This window comes from Draconibacterium sp., from assembly GCF_041583095.1.
Lineage (GTDB): Bacteria > Bacteroidota > Bacteroidia > Bacteroidales > Prolixibacteraceae > Draconibacterium.
In genome coordinates this window covers 1-14,071 of record NZ_JBFHGM010000122.1, presented here as the reverse complement: position 1 = coordinate 14,071, position 14,071 = coordinate 1, and the positions used below count along the sequence as shown (strand labels likewise).

Annotated in this window: 9 protein-coding genes; 5 read left to right on the top strand and 4 right to left on the bottom strand. The window is 42.0% G+C overall.

Going from position 1 to position 14,071, the window contains the following annotated elements; genetic code table 11:
- Positions 1 to 236: 236 nt before the first annotated feature.
- Both ABZB17_RS12510 and ABZB17_RS12505 read left to right on the top strand, forming a co-directional pair.
- Positions 237 to 1,862: a PepSY domain-containing protein gene (locus ABZB17_RS12510; protein WP_372650692.1), complete on the top strand. Its 1,626-nt coding sequence runs from the start codon at positions 237 to 239 to the stop codon at positions 1,860 to 1,862.
- Positions 1,863 to 1,930: 68 nt separating this feature from the next.
- Positions 1,931 to 2,719, top strand: a complete 789-nt coding sequence (locus ABZB17_RS12505) for a class I SAM-dependent methyltransferase (protein WP_372650691.1) — start codon at positions 1,931 to 1,933, stop codon at positions 2,717 to 2,719.
- A 70-nt stretch (positions 2,720 to 2,789) separates the two neighbouring features.
- Here the strand turns inward: ABZB17_RS12505 and ABZB17_RS12500 are convergent, their stop codons facing one another.
- Positions 2,790 to 4,049, bottom strand: a complete 1,260-nt coding sequence (locus ABZB17_RS12500; protein ID WP_372650689.1) for an ATP-binding cassette domain-containing protein — start codon at positions 4,047 to 4,049, stop codon at positions 2,790 to 2,792.
- Positions 4,050 to 4,258: 209 nt separating this feature from the next.
- Here ABZB17_RS12500 and ABZB17_RS12495 point away from each other — a divergent pair, with 209 nt between their 5' ends.
- Positions 4,259 to 4,855, top strand: a complete 597-nt coding sequence (locus tag ABZB17_RS12495) for a c-type cytochrome (RefSeq protein ID WP_372650688.1) — start codon at positions 4,259 to 4,261, stop codon at positions 4,853 to 4,855.
- Between the two features lie 96 nt (positions 4,856 to 4,951).
- Here the strand turns inward: ABZB17_RS12495 and ABZB17_RS12490 are convergent, their stop codons facing one another.
- Positions 4,952 to 7,009 (bottom strand): acetate--CoA ligase family protein, encoded by a 2,058-nt coding sequence (locus ABZB17_RS12490; protein WP_372650686.1) that lies wholly within the window; start codon positions 7,007 to 7,009, stop codon positions 4,952 to 4,954.
- A 113-nt stretch (positions 7,010 to 7,122) separates the two neighbouring features.
- On the opposite strand from ABZB17_RS12490, the gene ABZB17_RS12485 reads away from it, so the two are divergent.
- The gene (locus tag ABZB17_RS12485) at positions 7,123 to 7,935 is read left to right on the top strand and encodes a hypothetical protein (protein ID WP_372650685.1); all 813 of its coding nucleotides are present in this window, start codon (positions 7,123 to 7,125) and stop codon (positions 7,933 to 7,935) included.
- Positions 7,936 to 8,123: 188 nt separating this feature from the next.
- On the top strand, positions 8,124 to 9,101 hold the full coding sequence (locus tag ABZB17_RS12480; RefSeq protein ID WP_372650683.1) for a hypothetical protein: 978 nt from the start codon (positions 8,124 to 8,126) through the stop codon (positions 9,099 to 9,101).
- A gap of 28 nt (positions 9,102 to 9,129) precedes the next feature.
- Here the strand turns inward: ABZB17_RS12480 and ABZB17_RS12475 are convergent, their stop codons facing one another.
- Both ABZB17_RS12475 and ABZB17_RS12470 read right to left on the bottom strand, forming a co-directional pair.
- The gene (locus ABZB17_RS12475; RefSeq protein WP_372650682.1) at positions 9,130 to 12,489 is read right to left on the bottom strand and encodes a two-component regulator propeller domain-containing protein; all 3,360 of its coding nucleotides are present in this window, start codon (positions 12,487 to 12,489) and stop codon (positions 9,130 to 9,132) included.
- Between the two features lie 241 nt (positions 12,490 to 12,730).
- Positions 12,731 to 14,071, bottom strand: a 1,341-nt coding sequence (locus tag ABZB17_RS12470) for a S46 family peptidase (RefSeq protein WP_372650680.1), incomplete at its 5' end; no start/stop codon positions are given.

Here is a 14,071-nt window from a genome sequence, read left to right as displayed (position 1 = left end):
GGCTTCAACTCCTAAGAATAGATTTTTTTGCATTTTGGTTTAATTTTCGAAGCCAACAAAAGTATTACTTTGAGGTTTTTATACAATTAGGAATGTCATGTTTTGTGTTTATAATGAATACAAATTAGGAATCGTTGATGACTTTATGTTGCATGTGGTATGTTTTCCATTTTGTACCAATTGTTACAACACGAGTTGCAAATGTTAAACATATTTGCGCAACAAAGAACTACCGTATGGCCCGAAAAAATTGGATAAAAACCTTTAAGAAACTACATAAATGGCCGGCAATTGTAATTGCCTTTATCGCCATTCTTTTTGCCACATCAGGAATTGTGATGAACCACCGGCAGCTGTTTTCCGGTGTTGATGTTTCCAGAAACCTGCTGCCCAAAAATTACCGCTACAAAAACTGGAACCTGGCAGCGGTTCGTGGTTCCGTTCAATTGGAAGGTGCCAATTTGCTGTACGGGAATATCGGTGTTTGGAAGACAGATGATGATCTTCAAAAGTTTGAAGATTTTAACCAGGGATTTCCGAAAGGAATAGACAACCGGAAGATCTATTCCATCATTCAGTTTAATGAGGAACTTTTTGCCGGAACACACCTGGGTTTATACAAACGAAGCAAAACAGACGGCTTCTGGCAAAAACTGGAAATACCGGTGGATAAAGAACGTATTGCCGACCTGGAAATAAAAGACAATACCTTACTGGTACTTACACGGCATTATTTGCTGGAAAGTACTGATGGGCTAAATTTCAAAAAAATTCAACTACCCGAGCCGGTAAACTATCAACGCAAAACCGGCTTGTTCAATACCTTTTGGGAATTACACAGTGGAGAGTTGTTCGGACTTGCAGGAAAATTATTTGTCGATATGCTGGGGCTGGTAACCATTCTGCTTTCGGTAACCGGGCTGCTGCACTTTTTCTTTCCGAAATGGATAAAACGAAGGAAGAAAAAAATCGGGGTTCAATCAGGAAAAGTTGATCACCCCCTTCCCCCTCGCGGGAGTAACCGAAATCTGAAGATTTCTGAAGATGAAACGGGATCCGTTGAGAAACTGGTAAGGTTTAAAAAGCTTAACCTGAACTGGCATAATGTTGTGGGATATGTTTTTGCGCTGTTCCTGCTCATTAATACTTTTTCGGGGATGCACCTGCGACCACCGTTATTAATCCCAATTGCCAATAAGCAGGTAGGTATTATTCCGGGTACGCACCTCGACAGCCCGAATCCGTGGTTCGATAAACTGCGCCGTATCCACTGGGATGCTGCCAACCGACGTTATATATTCTCTACCGTTGATGGTTTTTTCTTTGCTGATGAAAACCTTAGCGACAAACTCATCCCTGCCCCGGTTCAGCCTCCGGTAAGTGTAATGGGCTGTAATGTAATGGAATCAATGGGCGATAACTACCTGATGGTTGGATCGTTTAGCGGTATGTTTGTTTGGAATACGAAAAACGGAATGATTGCCGACCTTTTTACCGGGAAGCCATACCAAACCCCTCAAGGAATGGTGCGCCCCATCGGCGCCAATACCGTTGCCGGGTTTGTACAATCGGGGAACAAAAGCTGGTGGTTCGACTACAGCAGAGGTGCCATCGCACTCAATGCACAGAACGAGCCGGAGACGTTTGCAGCCATGCCCGATGAAGTACGTAAAGCTTCGTCCATGTCGTTGTGGAATGTGGCATTGGAAATACACACCGGCCGTATTTTCGAGCACCTGATGGGTAGTTTCTATATTTTATTTGTTCCACTGGCGGGGATTTGCCTGATGCTGGTAATTATAAGCGGATTCTTCCTTTGGTGGATGGTATTTCGGAAAAGGAAAGAAAAGCGAAAAAAATAAAATTCTATATTAGCGATTAAATGAAAAGCTTCCGCTGAGGCTGATTATAAACGCACAATCGCTATCGAATGGATTATATCAATATCAACAAAAAACTTTGGAACGAAAAAACGGATATTCATTATAAATCGGATTTTTACGATGTTGAAGCATTTGTAAAAGGAAAAGATTCATTAAATCCCATTGAACTTGAGTTGTTGGGAAACATGGAGGGGAAAAAGATCCTTCATCTACAATGTCATTTTGGGCAAGATACTATTTCGCTGGCACGGCACGGCGCAAAGGCAACCGGAGTTGATTTTTCGGAGACGGCCATAGAAAAAGCCCGACAACTGAATGAGCAACTCGGAACGGATGCGCGTTTTATACAAAGCGATGTGTACAATCTCCCCGAAATACTGGACGAAAAATTTGATATTGTTTATACTTCGTACGGTGTAATTGGCTGGCTTCCTGATGTGAAAAAGTGGGCCAACATAATTGAGCATTTTTTAAAACCCGGCGGGCAACTGGTGTTTGTTGAGTTTCATCCCATAGTTTGGATGTTTAGCTATGATTTTAAACGAGTGGAGTTCGACTATATGGAATCGGAAGCAATTGTGGAAGAGCTGGAAGGCACCTATACTGATAATGATGCGCCAATTAAGGGAAAGTCGGTGTGCTGGAACCATGGTTTGAGCACTGTTATCGATTCGCTCATAAAAACCGGCCTTACGCTTACCGACTTTAAAGAATACAATTATTCGCCCTACAATTGCCTCGAAAATTTAGTTGAAGCTGAAAAAGGGAAATATAAAGTTAAAGGACTTGAAAATAAGTTTCCGTTGGTGTATTCGGTTAAAGCGATAAAAAACTAAGTTCTTAAACTCACGAAATCAACGTGATCTGCAAAATCGAAGAAATTCCCCTTATAAACAAGGACCTCTCTCAACTCACCACCTCGCCCACCGAACCGTTTTCACCGGGTTTCAGTTCAAAAACAAATGCGGGTTTTAAATCGGGCTCCGTACGGTGCGAAACATAAAGAATAGCCGTTTGGCTTTCGTCGGAAATTTTATTGATTAACGCCGATAGCAGCGCCGCACTTTTATCGTCCAGTCCGGTTGAAGGCTCGTCGAGAATCAGTAGCGGCGGATGTTTAATCATCGCACGCGCAATCAGCACCATCCGGCGGTGCACCTGCGAAAGATCGACAAAAGCCCGGTTGCCTTTATCGGCCAGTCCCAGCACTTTTAACCAGTCGTTAGCCACGTGTTGTTGTATTTCGCTTGGCCGGTGGTACAAGCCAATGGAATCGTGAAAACCTGAGATCACCATTTGTTCGGCGGTATGGCGGCGTTTAAACAGCTCCATCATCGATGGCGTAAAATACCCAATCTTCTTTTTAATTTCCCAAACACTTTCACCCGTTCCTTTTCGGCGGCCAAACAGTTCAATGTTCTGCCCAAAAGCTTTTGGATTATCCCCATTTATCATGGTTAAAATGGTGGTTTTCCCCGATCCGTTCGGCCCCTTTAATTGCCAAAACTCACCGGCTCTAATCGTCCAGTTGATCTTATCTAGTACTTGTCTTTCCCGGTATTTAACCGAAACTTCGCTGAGTTTTATCAACTCGTTGTAGCGAATAGTTTGTTCGTGTAAAGGGCCCGGAATTTCGATAGAAAAGTGTATCTCCGCTTCCGGCTCATATTTTTCAAGGTATTGTTTTATTCCATCGTTGAAAACTACTTTTCCATTATCAACACGCATGGCATGTTTTATAAACGGCAATAGGTCACTCTTTCTTTTAAACACCTGTATCACGGTCATTTGGCCGGCAATGTTCTCCAAACGTTCTTTTAAGTGCTTTACCGAAGCTACATCCAGCGCATCAAACGGATTGTCCAAAATAATAAAACCGGGCTGTTTATCCATAAGATATTCAAGCAACGCCTTTTTTTGCTCTCCGCTTGACAAGGTGCGTATGCTGCGGCCATAACTTTTGGTCAGTTCAAAATTATCGTGCCTGAATTCTTCTTCAATAAATTTCGCCAGCGTTGTATTTGAAAACAACACGCCCGTTTTTCCTTTTAATTCAGGAAAATGCTCCGAACACTCACCTTTCAGAAGCTGTTTTATAAAGGTCGAATCCATCGCCAAATCATTGCCATTTAAGGCCACATGTTTATGCATACTCAGTGTTTTCAATACGCCAATTTAGAAATATCTGACCAATTTCAAGGATGGACTACCCACATTCCAGTAAATCCTTTTTAACATTTTATTTTGAATTAATCTTAATAAGGTATAAATTGATTTCCATTATCCCACTGCACATTAAAAAAAAAAACATCCAAAATCAGCCTGCTTTAGTGGAATGGGAAGCTATTTATGAAATATAATTTAAAGTAAGAACTATGAAAAAAAACAACTTTGTCTTGCTGATTTTTGGAGCCATGTGCCTGGCCCTTGTTAATTTTTCATGCACCAACGGGTCGAAACCGGTGGCAGCTGAAACTCAACCCGCCGAATTAACCGGTGAAGAACTGGTGGCTCGTGGCCAGTACCTGGTAACAATTATGGGTTGTAACGATTGTCATTCGCCCAAACAAATGGGTGCCAACGGGCCGGAGCTTGTTCCCGAGCTGTTGTTATCGGGCTATCCGGGAGATCGCCCGATACTCGATTTAAATACAGAAATGACCGCGCAGGGTTTTGCCACCTTTTATCCCGATTTAACCGGAAGTGCCGGTCCGTGGGGAATGTCGTTTGCTGCCAACCTAACCCCCGACGCCACAGGCATTGGCACATGGAGCGAAGAACAGTTTAAAAAAGCAATGAAAGAAGGCAAATTCAAAGGCCTTGACGGAACACGCAAGCTTTTACCGCCAATGCCGGTTGAAAATTTCAGGGATATAAAAAACGAAGATGTCTCGGCTATTTTTGCATATCTGAAAAGTCTGCCACCGGTTAAAAACGTAGTTCCGGCAGCTATTCCTCCCGGTGAGCTGTAGACGTATTTAAACTTACATTATAAACCACCAAGTCACGAAGAACATTGAGATTTTGAGTCTTAATCTTCGTGACTTTTTGTTCATTGAAGCCGTTTTTTAATGTTCTATCCGGATACGGGCATCAACAGCCATAATTTCCTGTTCGTTACCCAGCAGCGGATTAATGTCAATCTCTTTTATCTCGGTGGCAAAACGCAGTAGCCACGACAGGCGCACAATAATATCCACATACTTATCGATATTCACTCCTGCCTGTTTGCGAAATCCCTTTAGTATTTTGTACGATTTCAGACTGGTAACCATCGAACGTGCTTCGCTATGTGTAAGCGGTGCCAGGCCCGATGCCACATCTTTCATCACCTCAACGTAAATACCACCCATGCCGCAGAGCACCACGTGCCCGAAAGTTTCTTCATAGGTAGCTCCCAAAAACAGTTCGGTTCCTGCAGCCATCTGGGCAATCAAAACTCCTTCGGTTCCTTCAATCTCAAACAGGTGATGAAACTCTTTGCGTACCTGGGTAACATTCCGAACATTCAGGATTACGCCGCCAACTTCGGTTTTATGCACCGGCCCAACCACTTTCATTACCACCGGAAAACCGATGTTCATGGCAGCCAGCACAGCTTCCGACTCCGATTTAGCCACCATTTCTTTCACCCGTGGTATGCCTGCCAAATCAAACAGTTTATGAATTACTTCCGGCGATTGGTAGCCGTTTTTCGTCCCGGCAATTACGGCCTTAACTGCCTCCGGATCAATACCCTGCGAATCTTCTCTTTCTGCAACAGGCTGTGGCGTATTCATAACCTTTGTTAGCGCTCGTCCCAGCAACACTTCGTCGGGGAAGTTTACATTGCCCCGCGACAAAAAGTGGGCAACATCTTCTTTTACATTTATAATCGATGGCAAAATAGGATAAATTGGTTTTTTACAGACTTTCATTTTTTCGGAAAGCACATCGTAAACGTCGCCAATCGGGAATAATCCCGGGCTTCCGAAAATCACCGCCATTCCGTCAACATCAAAATCATTCTCGCAGGCATCGATAATATGTCCCAGCTGCTCTGCGGTTCCTGTTGCCAGAAAATCGATGGGATTTTCCACCGATGATCCTGGAAACAATTTTTGCAGCAAAGCAGTTTTTGCTTCCGAATCAGCTATCTCCGGTATTTTTAATCCGCCATCTTCCAGCGCATCGGTAAGCATAACTCCCGGTCCACCGGCGTGTGTGATAATCGCCAGTTTCTCGCCATGCAGTTCTTTGCACATAAACACACTGGCAACGGTCGTCAGCTCTTCGCGACCATAACAACGTACAATTCCGGCTTTGCGGAACAAGGCCTCCACTGCGGCATCCGAACTGGTAAGTGCCCCGGTGTGCGACGATGCTGCACGGCTTCCGGCCGATGAACTTCCGGCTTTAATAGCAGCGATTTTGCATCCTTTTTTTATTAACGAAGTGGCGTGATACAGCAATTTATCCGGATCGTTAATATTCTCGATATAAAGCAACTTTACACGCGGACTTTCCCCATCAACATAGTGTTCATCGAGGTAGGCCAAAACATCTTCAACACCGGTTTGTGCACTGTTCCCAACCGAAAAAACACTGGCAAAACGTAACCCTTTAGGGATTCCCGATTCCATGATAAAAACAGCTGTTGCTCCTGATCCAGAAATAAAATCGCAACCTTCGGAGGTCAGCTCCGGAATGGGTGTTGTAAAAACACTGGCATGCCAGGGCGTCATCACGCCAATGCAGTTTGGCCCGATCAAACAAGCGTCGTGCTCCTCGACAACTTTTACAATCTGCTGCTCGAGCTCTTTTCCGGCATCACTGGTTTCGCCAAAACCCGCCGAAATGATGATAAAAGCTTTGGTATTGTTTTGCTCCGCCAGATCGGTAATGGTTTGCAGGCAATATTTTGCAGGAATGGCCAAAATAGCCAAATCAACCTCCGGAAGCTCCGCCACATCGGGAAAAGCCGGAATTCCCTGAATTTTTGATTCGTTGGGATTGATAGCAAAAAGATCGCCTGCAAAATGGTTATCCAGCAGGTTTTTAATAATCTTTCCACCGGGTTTTGCAATATTATTTGATGCACCAACCACCACAATACTGTTGGGTCTGAGCAGTTTTTCGTTAATCATAGTTCGCGCTTTAGCAGCATAAAAGTAGGTAAATACATGTTAACCTTTCCTGATTTTTTTCAACATCAAATAAAAGCATGGCTTAAAACCTTATTTTTACGTGAAAAACAAGAATGACTGTTAGCAAAGAGCAGAAAATAGTTGTGTTTACCGAGCTTAAAGATTCGGATCAAGGCCTGATCGTTCATGGATTAAAACTGGCTTCTATTTTCAAAAAAGAGCTTTGTTTACTCTATAACTACCGCCCCAAACAAAAAAAGCAGCACGATGAGTTTAAGCAAAAATTGCAGAATTATGCGGCCATTGTAAAACAGGAAGTAGCGAAACAGAAAGTATCCACACTTTTGTTATCCGAGAGTCAAACGCAGCTTCCCGATCTGCTTGCCGAAGATTATGAGGCCATAATCGTGGTAGTAAATTCGCTGAATTTTAAAGACTATTCAACCGCGCTTGCAGAGACTTCAATTCCTTTTTTGTTCGTTCACCCCGAGTCGAAAATTATGGATTACAACCACCTGCTACAACCCATTGACCTGCGTAAAGAAATAAGCGACAGTTCGCTGTGGTGCTCGTATTTTGGCCGGTTTAATGCAGCCCAAATCGTTACCATTTCGGCAAACGACAAAACCCGGGAAGCCAAACAGAATCTATTGAAGAATACAGAACTGACGCGTAAATTGTACGAAAAATTCAAGATCGTACACAAGCGTTTTAGAGGAAGTAAATCGAGTTTACGCAATGTTTTTGAAGCGCTTGAGCTGGCCCTTGCTTCCGATTGCAACTTGCTGGTAATTTTGGGAAGCTCGAACATTACCCCGCTTGACTTGCTGATTGGCCTGCCCGAAAGAAAGGTGATTAAAGGAGCAGGGAAACTACCTGTTATGGTCATCAATCCACGCAAAGACAACTATATTTTGTGCGACTAAAATCAGTTAGCAGTCGCAGTTTCCAGTCTCATTTTAACAATTTAGCAGTTTTACAATTTAACAATTATATCTAACCAGAGCGGAGAACTCGCAGTCGCAGTTTTCAGTCGCGGATTACAATTTAACAGTTTTGCAATTTACCATTTGATAAAGGTTTTATTACATTCGCAATGAAATTCAAAATTCAGATGAAAAAAGCACTACTTCTAATTTTCCTTTTCAGCGTATTTTTCAGCAACGCACAGGAATTTAAATACCAGCTATTATTTGAAGGCATTGGCGATAACCGCGAGTTTTCGCCGCCTTATGCCTACCCGCAAACCATTATGGGAAGCCGCGGTGCCTTTGAGGTAGGTGTTGATATCGATAACCATCAATTGCGCGGAGGATTAAGCCGCTTGCTGGAATTTGGCAGCGATCTGGATGCACAAAAACCAAAACTGACTTTGTATTACCAGTTTCAGGATGAAAACAAATTGTTTGCTTTTGGAGCCTTTCCGCGACGAGATAAAATTGATTTTCCGCTGGCCATGCTAACGGATACTTTACAATATTATCAACCCAATATTGAAGGTCTTTTTGGGAAAATTAGCTGGGACTGGGGCCATCAGAATGGTTTTGTTGACTGGGTTGGCCGCCAAACCGAAACTCAACGCGAGCAGTTTATGGCCGGATTTTCAGGCGAAATCTTTTTTAAAAACCTGTTTTTACAGAATTACCTGTTGATGTTTCACAATGCCCACACGCTGCACAACGATCCGCCATTACATATTGAAGATTATATGGGATTTGCCCTTCAGGCAGGAATCCGCACACCTGAGACCAATGCTGTTCAGGGAGATTTAAAAATGGGAATGCTTACATCGCAATATCGCGAGCGAAATGTTACCGATGGTTACGAAACAGCCACCAGCTTTTTCGCCGAAGCCAATATGCGTTATAAAAACCTGGGTGTAAAATCGGTGATGAGTTTGGGTGCCGGACATAAATTTGCTTATGGCGATCCGTATTACCGGGCCAAAAACTATTCGCGTACCGACCTAATCTGGTATTTTATCAATCACGAAAAAATAAAAGGAAAATTCAACCTGTCGATGCATTTTGTTGACTGGGATACACTTGATCAACAGCAGCAACTTTCTATTATTTACGTTTTTGGCAATTAACTTACACAAGGAATTCGCAGACTTGATTTTACTGTTCCCCCTTAATTGTAAAAAAGAAGGTACTTCCTTTTCCGGGTGCGCTTTCAACCCAAATATCGCCGTTATGGTTGGTTATAAAATCGTTGCATAAAGAAAGTCCGAGCCCAACCCCGATCTCGCCGTTTGTGCCTTCTGCAACATTTATATTCATGTCATCACTAAAAATTGCGGCTGCATATTCGGGCTGCATTCCAACACCAAAATCTTTTACCGAGAACTGTACCGTATCCTCCGCTGTTTGAACCGCATTTATAATTATACTGCTTTCTCTATTGCTAAATTTTATGGCATTCATCAACAGGTTTCGCAAAATAAGCATAATCATGTTCCTGTCGAAGTATATTGCCAGCTCCTGATTCTCATGCTTATTTTCAACTTTTATTTGTTTTTTCAATGCCGTTGACGAAACTTCAACCATAACATTTGAAAAGATTTCGGCTATGTTTAAACGCTCCGGTTTAAATTCAATTTTTTTGTCCTGGCTTCTGGCCCAGTGCAGCAAACTGTTCAGCAAATCAAAAGCATTGTGCGACGATTCGTGTATATGCTTTATTATCTCCATTCTGTTTTCCTCATCCATGCTTTGGTGCCCTTCTTTTAACACATCCGAGAAACCTAAAATTGCATTAAACGGATTTATAAGATCATGGGCAATTATGGAGAAAAGTTTGTCTTTTGTAGCATTCGCCGTGGTTAGCTCAGTATTTAATTGAGAGAGGTTTTCTGCCACTTCAGCAATTTTATTTGCCTGTGTTTCAATTTGCTGTTTTTGCTGATTTAGCAAGGTGTTTTTTTCGTGGAGTTTCTCTTTCTGAAGCTCCAACAAACGGTTTTTATCGTTTAGTACCTTGGTTCTGTTTTGCACTAATTCTTCCAGTTTGTGCTTTTCAGCCTTAAGCATAGCAACGCGATACCTGAAAATTACAATCACCAGAAAAACAAGGAATATAATTATGCCTGAAATAAACCACCACGAAAACCACCATGGCGGTTGAATTTCCACTTTCACCGATGCTCCCTCGTTATTCCATACACCGTCGTTATTTGCCGCTATAACCCTAAACACATAATTTCCATGTGGCAGGTAATTGTATGTTACATCAGGATGATTGGTTTCAATCCAATCATCTTCAAGTCCCTCAAGTTTGTACTTAAATTTATTTTTTACGTTATCCACGTAGTTGGTTGATGAAAATTCAAAACCAATGGTGTTTTGGTTGTGTTTCAAATTTATTTCATCGATGAACAAGGGGCTCTTTTCCAGCATTTCATTTTCTCCAAACTTCTCCACTTTCTTATGCTGAAGGAAAATTCCACTGATATATACATCGGGCACCTCGGTGTTTAAAACCAGTTTCTCCGGATCAAAAGCGGCGATTCCTTCATCTCCTCCAAAAAACAGCACATTCTCTGCATTTTTAGCACTACACCCCGGTTTAAATCTACCGGGAGGAAGTCCGTCCGCTTCATCAAGGTTGGTGATTAATTTTTCGGTATCAGGATTAAAACCAGTTACTCCGGTAACTGAACCCACCCATAAATTTCCGTTTTGGTCTTCTTCTACAGAACAGATATTCTGCACCGGAAAACCGGGATCAACCCGATAAAAATCATCAGTTTCCGGGTTGTATTTGCACAATCCCGAGAATGTGCCAATCCAGATACGCTTTTTTGAATCTTCGAACAAACAATTGATGTAATCGTTGGGAATTGTATTGGAATTTTCCGGTTCGTTATAATAATTTATGAATTTCTGTTCGCCTTTTTTTAATACGCTCACCCCACTGGGAGTTGCTACCCACAGATTTTCATCCGAATCAAGCAAAAGCCGGAATGGCCAGTCACTCGATAATTCGTTTTTCGCAACGTTGTAATTATAGAATTTTTGTTCCTTATAATTAAAATAATCAATTCCCTTTCCATGCGTTATCACCCAGAAATTACCATCGGCATCTTCCTGTAGTCCCCTGATGTCATTATTCGAAATTGACAATGAATCAGACGGATCGTTCATATAAGTGATAAAATTGTCGTTCTCCGGGTCGTAGCACTGCAGGCCTCCGAGGTTGGTACCCACCCACATTCTGTTTTTACTGTCGTTAAATAAACACAGAACGGCTCCCAGCCCCAGGCTGTTGGCATCATTCAGGTTGGAATGATAAACCCTGTGCTGTTTATTCTTAAAATCAAAAACATCAATACCATCATTTCCATTTCCAATCCAGCACACGTTATTCGCATCGAAAGCGATCACAGAAATATTATTATTGATCGTATGCCAGAAATTCGCCCGGTTTTCATCATAAACGCTTATCCCCTTCGCCGGATACCTTAGTCCTACACCACTGAGCGCATTTACCGTCCAGTAATTTCCCTGTTTGTCCTGAAGTATCTGAGAAGGAAATTCTTCAATCAGTTCTCCTGAACTGTTAAGGCTTTCTATGCTCACAAAAGTATCGGATGTTTTATCATACTTTCGCAATCCACCTAAATCGCAAACCCAAACATTTATTTGATTGTCGATATAGGTCGACAACACATAATCAGAATAGGTATTATCTGTTCCATAACGCTTTATTTCAAGGGTTTTGGTGTTTAAAACATTAATACCGCCTCCATAGGTCGCTATCCACAGTTTCGAAGTTCGATCGTAAGAAATATCGTGAATACTGTTGTTACTTATACTTCTGCTATCTGTTTTTTCGGCAACAAAACTTTTACTTGTCCCATCGGTGGTGTTAAAATAAATCAAACCCCGGTTTTCTGAAGCAATCCAGATGTTATTGTTTTCGTCGAAAAGAAAGTCTGTTATCCTGAGTTCGGGATTGTGGTAGATAATTTTGAGTGTATTTTGCTGCTGATCGATACTGTAAATTGATCTTTCTACTGCTATATAAATCGTGTTATTTTTATCCTGGTTTATAACCGAAATTTGATGAAACTCATCATCCTCCACTTCAAATCCATTCAGAATACGGTTAAAGTTATCCAGGTACGGATTGTAGGTGCATACTCCCCTCATTGATATCACCCAAAGCAAACCTGACTGATCGATAAACAGTTTCTGAATGCGATTATCGTATAAACTGGTACTATCAGTTCCTCCCGATAAATAGCTGGTTAAATTGTTTCCTTTAAGGCAATACAATCCGTCGTTGGTTCCAATCCAGATAAAACCATTATCATCCTGTACAATACATGTACTGTTTTTGCTCTTAAATTCTTTATCCGGAATCGGATCTGCAAATATCAGGTCGATGTTTTCGGCAAACGAAACCACAGGAATAACAATTGTACAAAACAGTAGGAGAATTTTAGCCCAATATTTTTTCTTAATCAGTTTTATCATATAAACCCCACTCTTAGCAATGTAAAAGCTAGCTGATTCGGCTTCTTTGTTGAAAGTCGCCTTCAAACATCCCGGTAATTTTTATCCCTTCCCGATTGAATAAAAAATTACCATCGATGTACACACAGGTCGGACACAAAAATATTCCATTTTTTAAAAGTCAGGAGGTTAAAACGGATGAATTTGCCTTCAAAAAAGATTAAAAATTGGTGTTAAAGCCTCATCCAAAACGACTGTTTAGCTATTTCACAATCTCCATTTCATCCAGTAAATAACCCGCTCCGGCGAACTTATCGATAATAAAAAGAGCATACCGAATGTCGATTGAAATATTACGGCAGCGTTCCGGGTCGTACATAATGTCGCTCATGGTTCCTTCCCAGCAACGATCGAAATTTACTCCGATTAACTCGCCGTTACCGTTTACAACAGGGCTGCCTGAATTACCACCGGTGGTATGATTTGAGGCTGTAAAACAAACCGGCACATCGCCGTTTACTTCGTACTGGCCAAAGTCTTTTGTCTGATAAAGCTCCTTTAATCGATCCGGAACATCGTAATCGTAAATCTCCGGATTGTCTTTTTCCATTATCCCGGTCAGCGTTGTATAGTATTTGTATTTCACGCCGTCTTTGGGCTCGTAACCTTCCACTTGTCCGTAGGCCACACGCAAGGTAAGGTTGGCATCCGGGTAAAAGGCCTGTCCTTTTTTCATTTCCATCAGTCCGGCCATGTATACTTTCATGTTATCGTCGATAGATTTGCTGATCTTCCGAACCTCAGTAATAATATCCTTTTCGTAAATAAAGTTCAGTTGATTGTACATCGCAATCAACGGATCTTTGCGCAACTTCAACAATTGTTTCTCCGATCCGTTTTCGAGCAGCTCTTCCAGCTTTTTCCTGTCGGTTAATATCGATTTCTGATAGACTTTTTTAATTAGTTTCTCCCGGTCGTTCTGATTAATTGTTTCCACCACTTCGGCAGGTAAAAACGAGGCGTCGAGGCCATTAATCAGCTCGGGCATAAGTGCTGCAAACAAATCTTCGTCGGTTGGCTGGTTAAAATCCTTATAAAATCCGGGAAGCCCGCTAAGCATGGCCGAACGAATACTTTCGGCTCTTTCACCCTGGTCGTTCTCAATATTATTAATGATCGAATTGACGGTGCGTGCCTGCTTAAACACCTCTACTCCGCTCATTACAATTTCGCGGTAGTAATCGTATGCTTTTATGTAGGTTGCATAGTTGGTATACAGCTCTTCGAAAGCATTAAAAACCGGTTCGTATGTGTTATCCCAGGTGTTGTTTTGCTGTGCCCATTTTTTGAATTCTTCTTCGTAAGCCAGTTTTTTATTTACCGCATCGAGGCGTTTTAAACCCTTAATTTCGCCCTGCCATTTTTTCCACGAATTGCTTATCGACTGATATTTTGCCGCGTACTGGATACGAATTTTCGGATCCGATTCCATATCGCCGCCAATAATATCAAGTTTAATGTCGCGCAGCATTATACGGTCCGGATCGCGTTGGTTCATGGTTACATCAACTGCCTGGTGTGGCCAGTATTGCATGGTGGTTCC

Coding starts and splice junctions, on each gene's coding strand:
- ABZB17_RS12510 (WP_372650692.1), top strand. CDS start 237: ATGGCCCGAAAAAATTGGATAAAAACCTTTAAGAAACTACATAAATGG.
- ABZB17_RS12505 (WP_372650691.1), top strand. CDS start 1,931: ATGGATTATATCAATATCAACAAAAAACTTTGGAACGAAAAAACGGAT.
- ABZB17_RS12495 (WP_372650688.1), top strand. CDS start 4,259: ATGAAAAAAAACAACTTTGTCTTGCTGATTTTTGGAGCCATGTGCCTG.
- ABZB17_RS12490 (WP_372650686.1), bottom strand. CDS start 7,009: ATGATTAACGAAAAACTGCTCAGACCCAACAGTATTGTGGTGGTTGGT.
- ABZB17_RS12485 (WP_372650685.1), top strand. CDS start 7,123: ATGACTGTTAGCAAAGAGCAGAAAATAGTTGTGTTTACCGAGCTTAAA.
- ABZB17_RS12480 (WP_372650683.1), top strand. CDS start 8,124: ATGAAAAAAGCACTACTTCTAATTTTCCTTTTCAGCGTATTTTTCAGC.
- ABZB17_RS12475 (WP_372650682.1), bottom strand. CDS start 12,489: ATGATAAAACTGATTAAGAAAAAATATTGGGCTAAAATTCTCCTACTG.